General features: G+C 24.5%; 11 protein-coding genes. 10 read left to right on the top strand and 1 reads right to left on the bottom strand.

What is annotated here, in order from left to right; translation table 11 throughout:
* The first annotated feature begins 227 nt into the window (after positions 1 to 227).
* The 10 genes from cmk (at position 228) to dcd (ending at position 18,057) form a co-directional block, all read left to right on the top strand.
* Positions 228 to 917, top strand: a complete 690-nt coding sequence (gene cmk / locus K0T98_RS02170; protein ID WP_225639229.1) for a (d)CMP kinase — start codon at positions 228 to 230, stop codon at positions 915 to 917.
* A gap of 222 nt (positions 918 to 1,139) precedes the next feature.
* Positions 1,140 to 2,822: a 30S ribosomal protein S1 gene (gene rpsA / locus K0T98_RS02165; protein ID WP_225639228.1), complete on the top strand. Its 1,683-nt coding sequence runs from the start codon at positions 1,140 to 1,142 to the stop codon at positions 2,820 to 2,822.
* 86 nt (positions 2,823 to 2,908) lie between these two features.
* The gene (ihfB, locus tag K0T98_RS02160) at positions 2,909 to 3,187 is read left to right on the top strand and encodes an integration host factor subunit beta (RefSeq protein ID WP_225639227.1); all 279 of its coding nucleotides are present in this window, start codon (positions 2,909 to 2,911) and stop codon (positions 3,185 to 3,187) included.
* Positions 3,188 to 5,277: 2,090 nt separating this feature from the next.
* Positions 5,278 to 5,511, top strand: coding sequence for an oxidative damage protection protein (locus K0T98_RS02155; RefSeq protein ID WP_225639226.1), 234 nt, complete (start codon positions 5,278 to 5,280; stop codon positions 5,509 to 5,511).
* A gap of 114 nt (positions 5,512 to 5,625) precedes the next feature.
* Positions 5,626 to 6,705, top strand: coding sequence for a membrane-bound lytic murein transglycosylase MltC (gene mltC / locus K0T98_RS02150; RefSeq protein WP_225639225.1), 1,080 nt, complete (start codon positions 5,626 to 5,628; stop codon positions 6,703 to 6,705).
* A 1,844-nt stretch (positions 6,706 to 8,549) separates the two neighbouring features.
* A complete protein-coding gene (msbA, locus tag K0T98_RS02145) occupies positions 8,550 to 10,298 on the top strand; it encodes a lipid A ABC transporter ATP-binding protein/permease MsbA (protein ID WP_225639224.1) in 1,749 nt (582 codons plus the stop codon).
* The gene (gene lpxK / locus K0T98_RS02140; RefSeq protein ID WP_225639223.1) at positions 10,295 to 11,281 is read left to right on the top strand and encodes a tetraacyldisaccharide 4'-kinase; all 987 of its coding nucleotides are present in this window, start codon (positions 10,295 to 10,297) and stop codon (positions 11,279 to 11,281) included. The genes msbA and lpxK overlap by 4 nt, the downstream gene beginning before the upstream one ends.
* Positions 11,282 to 11,573: 292 nt before the next feature.
* Positions 11,574 to 11,783, top strand: coding sequence for a transcription antiterminator/RNA stability regulator CspE (cspE, locus tag K0T98_RS02135; protein ID WP_225639222.1), 210 nt, complete (start codon positions 11,574 to 11,576; stop codon positions 11,781 to 11,783).
* 3,303 nt (positions 11,784 to 15,086) lie between these two features.
* Positions 15,087 to 15,575: an RNA pyrophosphohydrolase gene (rppH, locus tag K0T98_RS02130; protein ID WP_225639221.1), complete on the top strand. Its 489-nt coding sequence runs from the start codon at positions 15,087 to 15,089 to the stop codon at positions 15,573 to 15,575.
* Between the two features lie 1,900 nt (positions 15,576 to 17,475).
* Entirely contained in the window at positions 17,476 to 18,057 is a 582-nt protein-coding gene (gene dcd, locus K0T98_RS02125; protein ID WP_225639220.1) for a dCTP deaminase, read from the top strand.
* 941 nt (positions 18,058 to 18,998) lie between these two features.
* Here the strand turns inward: dcd and phrB are convergent.
* Entirely contained in the window at positions 18,999 to 20,420 is a 1,422-nt protein-coding gene (gene phrB, locus K0T98_RS02120) for a deoxyribodipyrimidine photo-lyase (RefSeq protein ID WP_225639675.1), read from the bottom strand.
* Between the last annotated feature and the right edge of the window lie 858 nt (positions 20,421 to 21,278).

Here is a 21,278-nt window from a genome sequence, read left to right as displayed (position 1 = left end):
ATTCAAATAAATGATATTAATTTATGTTTATAATATTATTAATGAGAAATAAATACTGCTTTATAAAAATAAGATGTTGATAATAATTAAATTATTTATTTCTCCAAAATTATCTTGTATAAATATTTATGTATTAAAACATCTATTATAGATCTAATATATCTAAATATTCATATTTTTTCTGTTATTTTGGATAAAGTATATTTTTAGATTAAGGAAAAAATATAATGTCATTTACTACTCCTCCAGTAATCACTGTTGATGGACCAAGCGGTGCTGGTAAAAGCGCTTTATGTAAAGCTTTAGCTAGATACTTAGGATGGTATTTTTTAGATTCCGGAAAATTTTATCGTATTCTTGCTTTTATTGCTTTGCAATATAAAGTTGATTACATGTCTGAAAAGGAGTTGGTATCATTATCTTCTTATTTAAATATATTTTCTTTGGCACATAGTAACCAACTACAGGTTCTTTTTAGAGGTAAAGACTTAAGTTATAAAATTAAAACTGAATTAATAGGACGTACTGCGTCTCAAGTTGCCACTTTCCCTTGTGTTAGAGAAGCTCTGTTATACCATCAACGTGCAGCGCGCAAATTTCCAGGTCTCATAGCTGACGGAAGAGATATGGGTACTATTGTGTTTCCAGATGCATCAGTAAAAATTTTTCTTTATGCTAGTCCCCAAGAACGTGCTCGTCGTCGTCTATTTCAGTTGCAAAAAAATGGGTTTAGTGTTAACTTACAATTCGTTTCTGATGCATTAAAAAAACGAGATAATTGTGATTATAATCGTGCTTTAGCTCCACTCATTCCAGCTCAGGATGTGCTAATGCTAGATTCAACCTATATTTCTCTTGAAGAAGTTATTATAAAGGCGTTAGCTTATGCTAAGCATAGATTACTACTTGTTATATAGTAATTTGGGAGGTGACACTTAAGTAAGAAGATAATCTAATAGTTAGTATTATAACACTTTAGTTATAGATTAGTTATTAATAGCCTTCAACTAATTAAATTAAATAATAATAAAAATTACTCCTACCTGTTATTAATGGATGACTACAGGATATGTTAAATAAAACCATCAAGCAGGATGCGAGATGAACGTTAAAATACAGAACTATGAAGATATATCAATATGACTGAATCTTTTGCTCAACTCTTTGAAGAATCTTTAAAAACAATTGAAACTCGCCCTGGTTCTATCGTTCGTGGTATTGTTATTTCTATTGACAAAGATATCGTATTAGTTGATGCTGGCTTAAAATCTGAGTCTGCAATTCCAGTGGAGCAGTTTAAAAATGCATACGGTAAACTGGAAATTAAGGTAGGTGAAGAAGTTGATGTTGCTTTAGATGCGGTGGAAGACGGTTTTGGTGAAACCCAGCTCTCACGTGAGAAAGCTAAGCGTCACGAATCTTGGATTCAGTTAGAAAACGCTTGCGAAAAATCTGCAATTGTGACCGGTATTATTAATGGTAAAGTTAAAGGCGGTTTTACTGTAGAATTAAATGGTATTCGTGCATTCTTACCCGGATCTTTAGTAGATATTCGTCCAGTACGTGATACTATGCATCTTGAGGGTAAAGAACTAGAGTTTAAGGTAATAAAATTAGACCAAAAACGTAATAACGTTGTTGTTTCTCGTCGTGCTGTTATTGAATCTGAAAACAGTGCAGAACGTGATCATATGTTAAAAAATTTACAAGAAGGTATGGAAGTTAAGGGTATAATTAAAAACTTAACAGATTATGGTGCATTTATTGATTTAGGAGGTGTTGACGGTTTACTACACATAACTGATATGGCTTGGAAACGTGTAAAACATCCAAGCGAGATTGTACATGTAGGTGATGATATTAATGTTAAAGTATTAAAATTTGATCGTGAACGTACTCGTGTATCTTTAGGTTTAAAGCAATTAGGAGAAGATCCATGGGTAGCTATTGCTAAGCGTTATCCAGAAGCTACTAAACTAACTGGGCGTGTAACTAACCTAACTGATTACGGTTGTTTCGTAGAAATAGAAGAGGGAGTAGAAGGTTTAGTACATGTTTCCGAAATGGATTGGACTAATAAAAATATTCATCCATCTAAGGTTGTTAATATTAATGATATTGTAGAAGTAATGGTTCTAGATATTGACGAAGAACGTCGTCGTATTTCATTAGGTCTTAAGCAGTGCAAATATAATCCATGGCAGTTATTTGCGGAGAAACATAATAAAGGAGATCGTGTTGAAGGTAAAATTAAATCAATTACTGACTTTGGTATTTTTATTGGTCTTAACGGAGGAATAGACGGTTTAGTTCACTTATCGGATATTTCCTGGAGTCTTATAGGTGAAGAAGCAGTTAATATCTATAAAAAAGGTGATGAAATATCTGCTGTTGTTTTACAAGTTGATGCAGAGAGAGAGCGTATCTCCCTTGGAATTAAACAATTAATAGAAGATCCATTTAATCACTATATTTCTATGCATAAAAAGGGAATAATTGTTACTGGTAAAATAACTTCTGTTGATATGAAAGGTGCTACGGTTGCATTAGCAGATGGATTAGTAGAAGGTTATTTACGTGTTTCCGAAGCTTCTCGTGATCGAGTTGAAGATGCTACCCTTATTTTACATATAGGTGAAAAGGTTCAGGCTAAATTTATTGGTATAGACCGTAAGAATCGTATTATCATTTTATCTATTCGTGGTAAATATGATGATGATGATGGAAAAGATTCCATTGTTACTCCCAATATAAAACAAGAAGATTCATTAAATTTCTCTAATGCTATGGCTGAAGCATTTAAAGTAGCCAAAGGTGAATAACAATTATTATAGTAGTTTAGAGTCATTTATAATTTTTATAATAAATATAAATTGTATGAATTTTATAATTATAACTTGGGGTAAAGATGACTAAGTCTGAACTTATTAAAAAAATTATCAGCCAACGTCCAAATCTACTCGCGAAAACTATTGAAAATGCAGGTAAAAAAATACTTGAATATATATCATCCATGCTGACCGATGGTTATCGTATTAATATACGTGGATTCGGTAGTTTTTTACTGCATTACCGTGCACCCCATGTAGGACGTAATCCTAAAAGTGGTTATAAAGTAGTATTAACAGGAAAATACATTCCTTATTTTAAGCCAGGTAAAAAATTACGTGATCAGGTGAATATATAAATTGAGTTTACATAGCATTATAGAATATAACTATAAATAGATCATTTTTTTAAGATTTAAATATTTTATTAGAGAAACATGCTTACTTGATAGCTTGTTTCTCTTAAAATGCTAATTATTTAAAAGTAAAATAATTGCAATATTTTGTTATATCATGTTAATAACCTAACATAGTTTTACTGGTTAATTATTGATTGATTTTATCAAAATACATCAATAATACCCAATATATTATACAAAAGCATAAAATAATTCTATTAAATTAATTATCAGTAATATTTATATACAATATAATAGTATCAAGCTTAAATAATTAAGCTTGCGGTATTTAAAATATATTTTAAATATATTAACCAAGGGGTGTTCTTTTATTTAACCCAAGTACAAATCAAATAATATTTTTATTTTAAAATATACTTTGTTAATTTATTAGGGGGATGAAAAATTAAGTATTTTTAATAAAAAAAATTATATCTAAGTTACTTATTACCTCAGATATTAAATAATAATAAAATTATTTATGTACTAAATTTTATATCGTAGTGTTAAATTTAATTTTTAATATTAATTTTAAAAGTATAACACTAATCTGTTAACTATAGTTATATATTAAGTCCTAATACTTTTAACTATTTTAATAATATTTTATTACTATAGTAATAAAATATTATTAAAATATGCATGTACTAGTTAGCTGATATAATAATTAAATAATATTATTAAAAATTATTATTTTTAATAGTTAAGAAATTATATCAATAATAATATATTGCACTTATTGCAATATATTATTTAAAAAAGCTTCTAATAAATATAAAAATACTATTTTCAAGAAATTATCATAAACAGGAAAATTATAAATATAGTATATATTTTCTATTTTATTATAATAGTAGGTAAATTTTATAAAATTACATATAGATTATTTAAAATAAAGTACTATATAGCATATATCTATCTAATATCACTTATTTATATAGATAAAAAAGGAAATACAATATTATTTGTTTAAATATTTTTAATTATCTTTAATATTGCATATAATTATTATTATAATACCCCCTTTATCTTTTAGAAAGATATTAAGAATTATTTTATTTGTAATAAAGAAAGGTTATACTCTAATTTTATAGATCTAATAACTATGTCTTTAAAAAACTATTTTATTTATTTATGTATCTTTTATATAAGAAATCTGCAGTTTATATAATATTTTAATATTTATGCTAAATTTAATTTTTTATTATTAATTGATAGTTTTTAAAACTAATAACTATAAACGATCTATATAAATTACTTAATTATTTGCCCCGATAATATCTTTTTCTTGTTTTTATATTTTATTAATTTATAGCTTTTATTAGTAAGAAGATTTAACATACTATAGCATCATAGTATGATACTATACACTGATATCAGTATTATGTATAAAAATATCTATGAGTTTCTATAAAAATATTATACTTATATATTCATTGATTCAATAATCAAATAAAATAATTAGTATTCTCAATCTATATATATTAATATGAAATTTTATTTTTATTGTATAGATATAGGGCATTTTAGCATGGAATATTTTTTCCTATTAGACAAATATTATTTAATATATCATTATATAATTTTAATGTTATACTTTTTACTTTTTATTAGTAAAATAAGTGAAAGCTATTGTAGATATATAAAATATTATTTATTATTTGCTTAAGTAAGAATAATATGACTTTAACTTTTAAAATAAGGTGCTTAAAGAGAATAATTATCACTCTAAATTGCAATATAAAAAAATATCATTAGAGCGTAATGTCAAATAAAATAACTGATAAATACTAATTCTTATACAATAGTGTATAATACAAGTTATTGAGCTATTTCTAGCGACGATAAAAATAGATAGAAACTATTCTTAAATTAATTTATAATAGCGACCTGAATTTAAATTTAACTAAACATTATGTTTAAATAAATTTTATGGCATCTCTCTCACCCTAAATATTACCTTTTTTATAAAAAACCGTATAATAGAGCTATGAATTATTCATAGAAAATAAATAATGGTTTGCAACTAGGATAATTTTATATAAAATATTATGAGTAGAAATATTTTTTGTACATTTTTAAGAAAAGAAGCAAAAAAACAAGATTTTCAGTTATATCCAGGTGAGTTAGGTATACGTATATTTAATGAGATTTCAAAAGAAGCATGGTTACAATGGGTTGATAAACAAACAATATTAATTAATGAAAAAAAACTTAGCATGGTTAATCCTAAAGATTGCAAATTAATTGAGCGAGAAATGGTTAGATTCCTATTTAAAGGATAGTAATTTAATATTATTTATGGCATAGAATACTAAGAAATTAGTTTTACTAATAGTGCTTTATGCTATGAATACTTATACTTTAAACCTCCATATTTATCTAATATGGTTGTAAATATGAAAAAATTTTTGGTATTAATTCTTATTATATTTCTGCAGGTTGCTTGTTCTGGAAATAAAAATTCTTATAAGAATAAAAAATTACTAAAAGATACTCATGGCTTCAATATTTTAATGGGGCAGTTCTCTCATGATATTGAAAATATCTGGGGAATCAATGAAGTACTTATTGCAGGCCCTAAAGACTATGTAAAATATATTAATCAATATTTAACACGTATACATATTAACTTTTACTCTGGGCAAATTACTGTTGAGACTATTTCATCTAAAAATCCTGTATCCAACTTGAAAGAGGGTATTATTACTACATTATTAATGGGTGATGATCCAAATTCGATAGATCTTTATTCTGACTTAAATAACATTAAGTTTAGTAAGGAACCATTTTTATATGGCCAGGTTTTAGATAATAATAAACAACCAATTCGCTGGAAAGATAGAGCTAGTAATTTCGCTAATTATTTAATACATCATAAGATGATTAGGCGTATTTCCAGATCGCACGTCATTTATTCGGTTATTATTCAATTAGTACCAAATCACATGGATAAACGTGCGCGTAAATATTTTAGTATGGTGCATTATGCATCTTATAAATACGGTATTGATGAATCTTTAATTTTGGCTATTATTCAAGCTGAATCTAACTTTAATCCTTATGCAGTAAGTAATTCTAATGCTCTTGGTTTAATGCAGATTGTTCCACATACTGCTGGTAAGGATGTGTTCTTACATCAAGGTAAGTGGGGGGTGCCAAGTCGTAGTTATTTATTTAATCCAAAAAATAATATTAATATTGGTACGGCATATTTATCTATTTTACAAAATCATTACCTAGGAGGCATCCAAAATAAGATGTCACGTCTTTATGCGGTAATTACTGCCTATAATGAAGGTGCAGGAAACGTATTACATGCGTTTTCTAGCGATCGTAACTATGCAGTAGATGTTATTAATAATTTAACTCCGGTGAATGTTTATAAAGTATTACTTAGAAGTAGCTCTTTAGCTGGAAAAGATTGTTATTTATATAAAGTAAATAATATAAATAATATTTATAAGTATATAAAATAAATTTTAGATTTCTCTTACTATACAATATTGAATATTAAAGCGATCTATATAGTAGAATTACAAGCTATATTTGAATATTTAACTCTAGATTGTATTACGATTTTAAAGTTATAGAGTTAATAAGATAGTTATATAATTTTTTATAATGTTTATTCTTACTTAATTACGCTTTATTTATGTTATAATGCTAACTAATATATTATAAAAATTTTATTTTCTCTGCTGCTGTGGTGTTAATTGTAAAATATAGTTATAAATGATGATTCAATTAATATTAACTTAAGAGTCATATTTAAAAGTAATTAAAAATATTGTTATATTATATTAGATATATTGCATCCAAATAAAATACATATTTATTATTGATTCATATAAGCAATATAATTTATCCAAAATAAATAATTTTTTATTCTTATAAAATAATAAAAAAACTTTAATAAATTTAGTTTTTATGAGGTTAATTGTAATAAATTAACATTATTATTACTAAATATAATATATAAAAAGTCAATAAAAAAAATTTAGTAAAAGATATTTAACAATATTTAATCACTACTTTTATTTTCTAATAACAAAATATTATTTATTGATTGATGAAATAATATTATATAATATGTAATTATAAATAAGCTTATAAATGTATAAATAATTTTTTATTCATTATAATTAAGAGTAGTTTACCTTATTAAAACTTTGTATCTATTTTAGAATATAATAATTAAAAAGAATAATAATTTTTATTAATATATTATTAATATACCTTCTTTTTCCGAATAGAGTATTTTCTTACTATATAATATAAGATAAGTATATTCATTATGTTAATAAAAATTTATTCCATATTTCTTTTTTACTCGTTATGTACATCATATTATTTTTTTTATAAACTAATATATTTTACTACTTAGTGAAAAAATAATTTTCTATATTATATAACTGGAGTAAGAATAATTTATTTATAAACATTACTGATAAATAAAATATTTTTATATTAATAGTAATATCTTGAAAATATGCATTATAAAGTAATTCAGAACCGAAAGTATAAACTTTTGTTATATTATCAACAAATCTTATATGTAGCGAAAGAGATATATTATAGATCATATCTACTAACTGTATTATTTAGTAGTAATAACAATACAATAGTTTAATAGAAATTAAACAACTAAAAAGAAAAATTAAATCAAACATCTTTAAGATAAAGTTTGTAATATATTTCAATACTTGAATAATGATACATATAGCACTAATTATAACATTATTACTTAATTATAAATTGTAATATTTTTAGAATAATGATTCTATAACTATTGTTGATTTAATTAAATATTTAGATATTAAATTTTAAAATACTATTTTTAATCTAATACCCTATTAGGGTATTATACTAAAAAGATATTATTTAGACAAGACTGTTAATTCTAATAAAACTGTAATTTCTTATAATATCGTACATTATTAATAAGTATAATAATATTACATATAGATAATGACTATAGGTATGCTAACTTCAATAGATAGTATTCTAGAAGTAAATATATTCTTGAACAATTTTACTAAAATAGCTAAGAAAGCGTAAGTATGTAGTAAAATAATTTTACTAATTTTACCTTGAAATTGTATATAACTTAGTATCCTGTAGTGATAAGGGAGAGATGGTGTTAATTAGTATTATTAACATACTCACTTCATCATAGGTGGATTAATGTTTATAAAAAATTAATAAGTAGCGAATAAGTACATCAAATTTTTTTAATTTATATTGGTGTAATGGTAGACTTAATGTTAAAGAATATAGTGAATACAATTTATAGATCTTTTATTTTTAATTGGTTAACTAAATGTTAAATAATAAATGTCTTTCGACGTGGCAAACATTTATTCGCTTATGGCCATCAATTTCTCCGTTTAAAGGAGGACTAATTGTTGCGTCAATTGCTCTAGTAATTAATGCAGGTAGTGATGCCTACATGCTCTCATTGTTAAAACCATTATTAGATGATAGTTTCAGTAATACAGAGGCAGATATTCTTAAATGCATGCCATTTGTAGTTATCGGGTTAATGATTGTTCGTGGTATTTCTGGTTTTATTTCTAGCTATTGTATTTCCTGGGTTGCAGGAAAAGTAGTAATGAATATGCGTCGCCGTTTATTTAGCCATATCATGGGTATGTCGGTTTCATTTTTTGACCAACAATCTACTGGAACATTATTATCACGTATTACTTATGATTCTGAGCAGGTAGCTTCCTCATCATCAGATGCCTTAATTATTGTTGTGCGTGAAGGTGCTTCTATCATTGCTTTATTCTGTATGATGTTTTATTACAGTTGGCAGTTATCTTTTATTTTGATAATCATTGCTCCAATAGTTTCTATTACTATCCGTAAGGTATCAAAAAGATTTCGTGATATCAGTAATAATATGCAAAATACTATGGGTACATTAACTACTAATGCCGAACAGATGTTAAAAGGACATAAAGAAGTATTAATTTTTGGTGGTCAGGATGTAGAGATAAAAAGTTTTGATAAAACTAGTAATTGGATGCGCCAACAAAATATGAAGATGGTTGCTGCATCTTCTGTATCAGATCCGATTATACAATTGATATCTTCTTTTGCTTTAGCGTTTGTACTTTATGCAGCTAGTTTTCCATCAGTTATGGAGACTTTAACTGCAGGTACTATTACGGTAGTATTCTCCTCAATGATTGCATTAATGCGTCCTCTTAAATCACTGACTAATGTAAATGCTAAATTTCAGAGAGGTATGGCAGCTTGCCAAACTTTATTTACTATTCTAGATCTAGAACAGGAAAAAGATACTGGCAAGCTGGAAGTTAATCGCGCAAAGGGGGATGTTGAGTTCTGCAATGTAACGTTTCACTATAATGGTAAAAGTATACCTGCTCTTAAGAATGTTAGTTTTAAAATTCCCGCTAATAAAACTATAGCATTAGTTGGACGTTCAGGTGCTGGTAAATCAACAATTGCTAATTTGCTAACGCGTTTCTATGATCTTAAAGAGGGAAAAATTCTTTTAGATGGACATGACTTACGTGAATATACATTAAGTTCTTTACGTAATCAAGTTGGTTTAGTTTCTCAAAATGTCTATTTATTTAATGATACTATAGCAAATAATATAGCTTATGCACGCCATGAAGTTTATAGTCGTAAGCAAATAGAAGAAGCTGCTCGAATGGCTCATGCTATGGATTTTATTGAGAAAATGGATCATGGTTTAGATACTTTTATTGGTGAGAACGGTGTTTTACTATCTGGAGGTCAACGTCAAAGAATTGCTATTGCTCGTGCATTGTTACGTGACAGTCCAGTACTGATCTTAGATGAAGCTACTTCTTCATTAGATACTGAATCTGAGCGTGCAATTCAATATGCTCTGGATGAATTACAAAAAAATCGTACTTCTTTGGTAATTGCGCATCGACTTTCTACCATTGAAAACGCTGATGAGATTATTGTAGTTGAAGATGGTCACATTGCTGAACGAGGAGATCATAATACATTGTTAGCAAATAACGGTGCTTATGCACAGCTTCATAGATTGCAGTTTGGTTTATGATTGAACGTATATGGTCAGGGAAGTCGCCAATATATCTATTTTTACTTCCTTTTTCTCTACTTTACGGATTAGTCAGTAGTATTCGCCAGTTTTGCTATTCTATTTCCTGGTTAAAAAGTTGGAAAGCACCATGTCCTGTAGTTGTAGTTGGTAATTTAACTGTGGGGGGGAATGGTAAAACACCATTTGTGATCTGGCTAGTAGAACAGTTACATATTAAAGGTTGTCGTGTTGGTGTGGTATCCCGTGGATATGGAGGATATTCAGAAAATTACCCTATTTTATTAGATATAAAAACCTCAACAGATGAAGCGGGAGATGAAGCTGTTCTCATATACCAACGTACTAGAGCTATTGTTGCTGTAGCACCTAAGCGTAGCGATGCTATTAAAGTAATTCTAGCATATTCTGTAGTAGACATTATAATAACTGATGATGGCTTACAGCATTATGCTCTAGAGCGAGATTTAGAATTAGTTTTAGTGGATGGTGTCCGCCGTTTTGGTAATGGTTGGTGGTTGCCAGCTGGGCCAATGAGGGAACGAGCTGGACGTTTGCGTTCTGTTGATGCAGTAATTACTAATGGTGGTAAAGTAGTTACTGGAGAGATTCCAATGAGTCTTTCTGGTTACAATTTTGTGAATATACAAACTAGAGAATCATGTACCCCTGATTTTTTTAAAAGTGCTGTAGCTATGGCAGGTATATGTTATCCTACTAGTTTTTTTTCTACATTAAGACAGTTGGGAGTATCAGTGACTGAGGTTGTTTCTTTTTCTGATCATCAAAAATATAATGTAAAAATTTTAAAAGCCCTTACTCCTGATAACCAACCGCTTATTATGACTGAAAAAGATGCAGTAAAATGTCGTGATTTCGCTCAATATAACTGGTGGTATTTACCTGTTAATGTCAAAATACCTAATGACAAAAGAAAAGAATTATTAACAAAAATTACTGCATTAATTTTAGAAAAACATTAAATATCAATAATTATATTCTATAAAGATAGAATATAATTAAAATACTTTTATAGTTAGTAATTTTTTAAAAAAAATGACTTGCTCATTATTCGCCTTTATGAGTAAATATAATTAACCTATGATAATAATTAATTTATGTAACGACATAAGATAAATCGTTCTTTCTTAAGAAGTTATCTTTCGATTCCTCTTGTTAGACGAACCATATTCTTAGTGCCATTCATAAGTGTTGTTAATTAGCGTAGGACTCTACCCCTTAGGGAAATTTTAATTCAGTTATAAGGTAATATAAATGACTAAGAAGACCGGTCAAGTAAAATGGTTTAACGAAAGCAAGGGTTTTGGTTTTATTGAACAACAAGATGGTAGTAAAGACGTATTCGTACATTTTTCTGCTATCGCTAGTGAAGGTTTTAAAACTCTAACTGAAGGCCAGCGTGTAGAATATACTATCCAAGATAGTCCGCGTGGGCCTGCTGCTGCTAATGTTGTTGCTTTGTAATATTTTGTAGAGTACTTAGTTTATAATAGTTCATGGATCTCTCTTAAAGAGAGATCCCTAGTATTCTAACAATGCATTTTAATATGGTAGTAAGTAAGACCTCAAGGCCCGCTTTTGCGGGCTTAATTTATTGAATTATATAATATATGAAAATTTTGTATGTTTAATTAGAATTAAAATTTAAAATTTAAAAGTATACAAAAAATAAAGTGTAATATAAAAAATAAATTTAAGTATAATAATTGAGTTAATAAAAAATTTTTAGTAAATTATTTTAATTTGACTATGTTAATAATTTTTATAAATAGTTCTAGTATTTTGAATTTAAAAGAGACTTATAAATAATCGTATGTTGAGTGTTTAATAATGTATTTAGCTAGTTGTGGATAAGCACAAAAATATAGTCTCTTACTGAAAAGTAAGATAATAATAATTGTATATATTACAATCTTTATATATTACTAGTATAATTATTTGTTATATCTAAACATATTATGTTTAAATATAACATTATATAGTTTAATATAATTCAACTTAGTTTTGTATATCTCTTAATATAATTACTATTAATTGCGGTAATGTTTTTATTTTAAATAATTGTATTATTAGAATAATAACTTTATAAAATGATTTATATCTATAATATTACTCTAGATAAGTTAGAATAATATTATAAACACTGATTTATTTTTTATAATGAATGATATGAAATGCTTTAATAATACTTCATTAGAAGTATGATAATGTTTAGTGATAAACTTATAATATATTATAGAATTTAATTGTTTAATTTTAGGATAAAAATATTATATATATTCTATTAGATATGTGCATAATAATATTAATAAATTCATATTGCAAAATAGACTAAGTGTAATATTATCTACTAGATATTTAATTAAGTATTTTAAAGTATATATATTTTTTAATTAATAAAATATTTACTAGTATAAATGTTTTACTGTTTAAAACCATAATATACTATTAAATATTAAAATATTTAATAAAAAATATTTTAATAATAAATGGTAGATGTATCTATAATTATTTTATTAATAAATTAGTAAACAAAATTGGTTTGAATAGTATCTATTTTATAGATAACGTAATCTTATTATTTAGTTTAATAGATCAAAAAGTATAATAATTTATTTAAAATAAATATTTAGCTTTTTTATTAAAAATAGAGCACTACAATATAGTGATTGTTATAGGATACCAGTATTAAATATATATCTTTTAGTTTAATGCTTACTATTAAGATATCTTAAGCAAATAAATTTTAATTACATCTGCAGTAATTTTTATAGAATAAAATAGTGATTTGATAATTAATATATACTTTACATTTGTATCATTATTTCTTTCTATAATGTAAATCATAGGATGCTGTTTTAACATATACTAGTATTGTTATATGCTTAATACTATTTTTAATATTTATATATGGTGAAGTAATTATAGTATAATATTAAATATACATCTTCATAGAGAATAGATATTTATATTCATTCTAGGTATTATGTCTTTATAAAATTAGATTTAATTATTTTATCATATTTATTACTTGATACTAATTCTTAATGTACTTATAAACCATTAATCAATAGGATAGATATCCATTATGTAACTTTTTATTTACTTAAGTAAAGTATCTTACTAGATAATAGTATACTATCTGCCTGTTAATGGTTTTTTTGAATATTTTATACTATTATCTTATTAATTATATGTATTGGCTATTGTTTAACAATGGTATCTTATCGTTTTTTATGAAATATAAACTTTTTTAAATTAAATTTTAACTTAAAAAGGTTTTTGTAGTTTTGATAATTTAGTAAAATATATGTTTATAATTTAAACTAAGCTGTATATAATATGATTATATTTAATAATTAATAATTTTATTTAGTTTGTATTCTACTTTTTCAAATAATTCAATATATATTTATGTAATAATATTGATATTTTTAGGTGTCTTATTTAGTGTAAGGAATATTTTGTAGCTTTATTCTTTAATATAATGGCTAACATTTATATGTTATTATAATAATAATATATAGTCAAGAATTGATTAGCAAAATATATTTATATTATTTTTCAAAAATATAAATCTAATAATTTACTATAGTACCCTTATTATATAATAGTTAGCATAGTATTTAAGCAGTTATATGTACTAATTGATTTGGAGTAGTTTATAAAACCAGATTAATTAATAAGAGTAATAATCGCTATTATAGAGAATTATTCTTCTAACGTAAAAACTATGTAATACAAAATATAATATCTATTATTTTGATTTAGGATGTTTTAAAACTAAAACTAACTAGATTTCTTAAAAAATATGATAAATTTTAAAAATCTAAATAAAATATATTAGATATATTTTGTTTAGATCAAATTTTAGAAAAATTATAAGGTATGTTTTATATATGAAAATTAACTCTTAATACAATACTGTTATTACATATTGTTAATTTAATAGATAAAAAATATTCTTAAATATTTTAATCATGCTTATTTGTTTATCTCTCAAGCTGGATAAAATGTATTTAAATTACTAAGTAATACTAATATTGATTTTGAGCTACAAGTTATATAGATACGCTACTCTCTAGAAGAGTTTTTTTATCAATAATACTTATTTGCAATTATACTTTAATGTTAAATTTTTTTGTGATTAATATAAATTAGTAGCTCTATGTATAGAATGAGATTACTTTTAGAAATTAAAATAATGCACTTTATTATTTTGTAAAATACTACAGCATAGAAATTAATATAATTTTTATTAATGTATATAGTATAACCAGTCAATCACTATACTTAATTTAATATATTTTTATTGTGAGAGTGATTATCATAAATAAGGTAATAATTAGAATGCGATTTTAAAATGATTATATTGTATTAAACTTATAATGCAAATACAAAGTAATGATCTTGCAGTAAATATAGAGTGGGTGACGAGTAATGAATTTATTATAAATGTTATAATAAACATAAAATATATTATCAATATTATTGAATAATTTTAAAAATATATTATTGAATAATATTCAATAATATATAATGATGATAATACTATTAAATACATTAGATATTGTTAATACTTAATAAAATAATTTTTATTTTAAAAATTCAATAAGCTAATTAGCTATAATAAGGATATTAACATAAAGAAAATTTATTATTTATATTAATTTTACGAGTTTTTATCTCACTCACGAATTGCTTTACTCTTAAATATAATTTTAAAATGATAATAAGATATTTACTAATTATTGTTGAGGAAGTCTAGTGATTGATGATAATGGCTATCGTTCAAATGTAGGTATTGTAATCTGTAATCATCAAGGGCAAGTACTTTGGGCTCGTCGTCTTGGTCAAAACTCTTGGCAATTTCCCCAAGGGGGGATCAATCCTAGAGAAACCCATGAGCAAGCAATGTATCGGGAATTATTCGAAGAAGTGGGATTAAAGGAAAAAGATGTAAGAATTATAACATCAACACGTTACTGGTTACGTTATAAATTACCTATACGTTTAGTACGTTGGTATAAAAAACCGGTATGTATTGGCCAAAAGCAACATTGGTTTTTATTACAGCTTATGTGTCATGAGTCTGAAATAAATATGAAAAGAATTATTGCTCCCGAATTTGATTGTTGGCGTTGGGTGAGTTTTTGGTATCCTGTATGTCAGGTAGTGTCATTTAAAAGAGATGTATATCGTAAGGTTATGAAAGAATTCTCTCCTTTAATTATGCCATTGAGAGATTTAAATTAATATGAAAAATTTAATTTCTTTAAAAAATCTATAATAAGTTGTATATATTATATAAATCAATATAATAGCACTTCAATATTTTTGTATAATTGCAGTAGAAATTTATTATATATATTATAAATCTAAATATATTATATTTAAATATTGTATTTATTGTTTTATTTAAAATGATGGGTTATGTTAATAACAAATCAATATTTAAATTATATAATATTATTTGCTTTTATATGATTTAGGATTCTTAAAATCCTAGGTATAGTATATGAATTAAAATAAAAAATTGAGAATTTTAGTGTTTAAGATGTTTTTAAATCTCTTATATTAACTAGAGTATAGTTACTATTTAAATATTCTCCATTAATATTAGTATATTTTTTCTTTTATGGTAAAATTTTTATTAAAAATATATTATTAAGATAATAATTAAATTATTATGGGTAATGAAATATAATAAAATCACTTATTTAGTACAGAAGTAATACTAAATAATCATTAAGCATATAAAATGGTATTTTATATCAGTAATTACTGAATACTTATCATTTTTGTGTGTATTATAAGTATAATTGCCCACGCTTATCTTTTATATCAGAGCTACGTAATATTTAATTAATAATTCATGCTAAAAGTAAGGGGGAAATAAAAGAAAAAACTTTTTAAAGTTTAAAAAATTAATTTAATATATTAAAATTATCTTAAAATATTTTACTATAAAATAATTTCTTTTTCCCTCTATGACTTTAAAATAGTTGATAGAATATTTAATTAATAGATTGTCTATGTTTATAATAGATAATTACACTACTTATTTAATTAAAAGAGTTAAAAATAGTTTTAATAATGTTTATGCTGATTTAAAATTTTTTTTAAATAAGGTAATAATAATATAATTATAACTTATTGTAAGTTATAATTTACTAATTGTATTAGTAAATTATTTTAATCTTTTCATGTAGTTGTTTTAAAAATAATATTAAAATATTATTTTAATTTTCGTCTAATTTTAGATACTATTTTTTTTAAAAAATCAGTCTAGTGGTAAACCGTGATTTAAGTCTTACAAAATAAATTATCCTTATATCTATACTTTAATTGAAAGCATTTTAATTTGTAAATCATTAATTAAAATTAATTATATATTGAAGTTATAGATATATCATCTAGTAATCTTCTTATTGAACTTCAATATACAGCATAATATATTCTTAAAAAATAAACTTATAAAATAATATAATTACTTTTACTAGTAGATAGTAGTAAAAGTAATTATATTATTACCATATACTAAAAGATAAATAATGATTTTTATATTTTTGTAATATATAATACCATATTCATGGTATTATAAGTAATTTTCTATTTCTTATGTTTATAAAATACAAGAGTTTATTTATACATAATTTTATATTAATTTTTTATTTAAAAAACATAATAAAATTTATATAAAAATTTTAGGTTTAAATATTAAAAATATACAAGAAAGTACAGTATTTATTGCCTAATATATATTATAATGGATACATTAAATCAAATTAAAATTTTTAATATAAGTTAAAAAAGGATTAAGAAAATTTGTCTTTATGATTATATATAAAATATTATAAAACCATAAAGAGCTCTATTAGTTCTTAATAGTGAAATATAACTATCCTTGTCATATCTACTGTGTTAAAATAATAAATGTTTTAAGAAATTTATAATTATACTAATAATTACTTTTAAAAAGTAGTGATTAATATATAAATAAAGCTAGGTACTATAAAATTTGGTAATGCTATTACTAAGCCATAGATATAGTTATTATAAAAATATCATATATCTTTTAAATATCTTAGATAGATAAGAGTTATAAGATACTATATATACTATGTAATGATTTTCCTCTATAGAGAAAGAAAGTATGAAACTTTGCGATCGTGATATTGAAGCATTGTTAGATTCGGGAAAAATTATTATTTTACCTCGCCCACCGGTAAGTTGTATTAATGGTGCCACGGTTGATGTGCATTTAGGAAATAAATTTCGTGTTTTTAGGGGGTATACTGCCGCTTATATTGATCTAAGCGGACCTAAGAAAGAGCTATCAGAATCATTAGAACGGATTATGAGTGATGAGATTACACTCGAAAAAGAAAGAAAATTTTTTTTGCATCCTGGGGAGATAGCACTGGCAGTAACATTAGAGGTGATAACTTTACCTGATGATTTAGTCGGCTGGTTAGATGGTCGATCCTCACTAGCTCGTTTAGGGTTAATGGTGCATGTAACGGCACATCGTATTGATCCTGGTTGGCAAGGATGTATCGTTCTAGAATTTTATAATTCCGGTAAACTTCCTTTAGCACTTAGTCCTAATATGACTATCGGTGCTATAAGCTTTGAATTATTATCTGGACCAGCTTTACGTCCTTATAATAGTCGCCAAGATGCAAAATATCGTGATCAGCGAGGAGCTGATCCTAGCCGTATTGATAAAGATTGATGTTTTAAGAACCATATTATTTTACTATTATATATTAAGATTAGTTGTGCTATATAAATATATATAATATTTATTATTATTTATATAAAAAAGTGTACAAATACTTTGGGAATATTATTGTAATACATATTGATATATTGTTTATAAAAGACTTCTTTTATAGCAGAAGAACATTTTTAATACTACTTAATTATTATTAAGTATAATAATTAAGTATAAAAATATATTTATATTTTTTATATAAATAAAGTATATAATATATTTAATTATATAATGTAAGTGTAGTACAAGAAGAGCATAGTTAACTAATTTTATTAATTATTATAACTATTCACGGTTATATTATACTTGTAATATATATATTGATATCAATATAAGTTAATATATTTATATTGTCTAATACTGTGAGAGGACATAATATATTTTCTTATATTAAAATATTATTTTAAGTAATACTTAAAGATATATAAATATTTTTTTATGTAAAATTATTTTAAAAGTAAGGAAATATTTACAATATGATATTATCAACTTATATAAGTTTAATATCATAAATCATAAATCATAAATCATAAATCATAAAATATAATATTTTATCTAGAATATCCCACTTAGAAAGTGTACAAAAATTATTGTAAAATTAAATATAAGCTATAGAAGTAATTAGCGTTATTTTATTTAGATTAATCCCATAAAAATTTTATTTGTATAATATATGATATAGAAAAGTAATATATATATAAAATATTTTTATGTTTTTTAATATCTTAAGAAATACATAAATCATTGAATTTAATATTCAATAAAAAATATTTTTTAAAAAAATAAAGCAAGAAAGTTTATTTATAACTAAAGAATATTTTTAGCTTATAAACCTTCTAATGTTAAATAAGTTTAGCGAATATAGATAAAATCTTAGTAATATTTTATCCTATATTATTCTATTGATATTTTGCTTTTTTAAAAAATTCAAGAGTATGCTTACGTGCTAGTGCATGATCCACTAATGGTTTAGGGTAGTCTAACACGAGATGTTGCTTTATCGCCCATAGATGTGGGTAATGTATTTCATTATTTGGTACATCTTTTAATTCAGGAATCCAACATCGTATAAAATTACCATCTTTATCGAAACGTTTTCCTTGGGTTATAGGATTAAAAATGCGGAAATAATTTATAGAATCCACTCCAGAAGATGCTGCCCATTGCCAACCTCCATTATTAGCTGCTAAATCTCCATCTAGCAGTTGAGACATAAAGTAACGCTCTCCCTCTCTCCAGTTAATCAATAAATCTTTAACTAAGAAACTAGCTACGATCATGCGTAAACGATTATGCATCCAACCAATATAGTTCAGCTGACGCATAGCTGCGTCAATAATTGGGTATCCAGTTTTTCCATTTTGCCAAGCTACTAAATATTCGTCCTTATTAATCCAATGGATATTATTAGTCCATTTTATAAATGGTTTATGGCAACATAGTTTTGGATAAGCTACCAATAAGTGACGATAAAATTCACGCCAAATTAGCTCATTAATCCAAATAAAAGCACCACTGTTAGTATTATCTAATGTGTTAGGATATTCTATTAATATCTGATTAAAACACTGACGCGGAGATAATACACCAAGTGTAAGATACGGAGAAAGCATACTTGTACCATGTATAGATGGAATATTACGACGATGAGAATAATGTTGTACACTTTTTCGGCAAAACAAAAGAAGTCGTTTTAAAGCTGCATCTTCTCCTGCAGGAAATAGCACGGGATCTATCTCTTGTTTGGGATAATCAAACGGTTTAAGTTTAAATAGATGAAATATTTGGTTAATTACCTTAGGTGCCGGTAAAGAATTTGTATCTAAAGGTGTGAGTCTTTGCAAAAAAGCTCTGCGAAATGAGGTAAATATCTTATACATCTCACCCTTACGAGTAATTACACTACCTGGTGGAAGTAATAAAGAGTCATCAAACTCATAAACTTTACATATACCACTTAATAGATCAGTTATATTATTATCTCTACGTCTTTCATTTATCTCATACTGTTTGTTATAAAATATATTTTTTATATTATTTTTTTTGCAGAAATCTGGCAACCATTTTATTATTGCAATAAAATCATCACACTGATGATAATATAGTGGGATATTTTTTTTTGCTAAATTATATGCTAAATATTGTAAATTTTGATAAATAAATGTTGCTTGACGCGGTGACATGTCATGCTGTTTCCATTGTACGGGTGTTGCGATATATATAGCAAGAACTTTAGCATGCACATTTTTACAGGCTTCATATAGAGCCCTGTTATCAGTGATCCTTAAATCATTACGAAACCAAACTAAATGTGTTGTGATCATTACGATCCCTATCGTATAATACCAATTATTGTGTTGTAAATTATATTATTTTCTATATAAGAATATAAATTTTTTATCAAAATACGGTAAAAGTAAGTGGTAATAAAGTGTTTTAATAAATAATCACTATTATAGTTGTTTATGCTACCGGTGCACATAGAATAAAATATACCATATAATTTTTTATTAAAATTTAGGCAAATTAGTATAAATAAACCTTCATGGAATATATTGTAAATATTTAATAATCTCACGATAAAATATTTATAATAAAAAATTATCTTAAATAATATGTTATGTTCATAGAACTTACTAAGATACTTTGCAACTAGAGGTATAATTTAAGTATAAATATTTTTATTGTTATACTAAAACCCAAATATTCAATTTATATTACTTATAAAAAGAAAATCTTAATTTCTATTTTTATTTTGCTAATATAAGTTTTAATAAGTTACATTTTTTAGTATTATTATAGGTATTTATTGATAACAAAAATATATATACATAATAAGTATATAACGATTTATAAAATAATACTTTTACATATAGCAAGCAGTGTAGTAAGTTTGTATTATATAAATATAGATTATTTATATTCTGTTATTAGTACTAATGTAATTTTAGTATATTATATAATCTTATTGTACTATAATTAATAACAGTGATAATATTAATACAGGATTGTATCTATCCATTTATTTTTATAAAATGCTTTTTAACATTAAAATAATATAACAGATATGAATGTATCTTAAATTTATTATAGAAATTTTCATTATATAGTAGTAACTAAAAATATATTTTATATTAATTAATTAAATATATTTTGTTAGTTTAAAAATTTTGAGTAAT

The sequence above is a fragment of the Candidatus Profftia sp. (ex Adelges kitamiensis) genome (assembly GCF_020342455.1).
Taxonomy (GTDB): domain Bacteria; phylum Pseudomonadota; class Gammaproteobacteria; order Enterobacterales; family Enterobacteriaceae; genus Profftia.
The sequence above is the reverse complement of the archived record's forward strand: the minus strand, read 5'-3'. Positions and strand labels throughout refer to the sequence as shown.

Bases quoted from the DNA above. Each gene is read 5' to 3' on its own strand.
- cmk (WP_225639229.1), top strand. From the start codon at position 228: ATGTCATTTACTACTCCTCCAGTAATCACTGTTGATGGACCAAGCGGT.
- rpsA (WP_225639228.1), top strand. From the start codon at position 1,140: ATGACTGAATCTTTTGCTCAACTCTTTGAAGAATCTTTAAAAACAATT.
- ihfB (WP_225639227.1), top strand. From the start codon at position 2,909: ATGACTAAGTCTGAACTTATTAAAAAAATTATCAGCCAACGTCCAAAT.
- K0T98_RS02155 (WP_225639226.1), top strand. From the start codon at position 5,278: ATGAGTAGAAATATTTTTTGTACATTTTTAAGAAAAGAAGCAAAAAAA.
- mltC (WP_225639225.1), top strand. From the start codon at position 5,626: ATGAAAAAATTTTTGGTATTAATTCTTATTATATTTCTGCAGGTTGCT.
- msbA (WP_225639224.1), top strand. From the start codon at position 8,550: ATGTTAAATAATAAATGTCTTTCGACGTGGCAAACATTTATTCGCTTA.
- lpxK (WP_225639223.1), top strand. From the start codon at position 10,295: ATGATTGAACGTATATGGTCAGGGAAGTCGCCAATATATCTATTTTTA.
- cspE (WP_225639222.1), top strand. From the start codon at position 11,574: ATGACTAAGAAGACCGGTCAAGTAAAATGGTTTAACGAAAGCAAGGGT.
- dcd (WP_225639220.1), top strand. From the start codon at position 17,476: ATGAAACTTTGCGATCGTGATATTGAAGCATTGTTAGATTCGGGAAAA.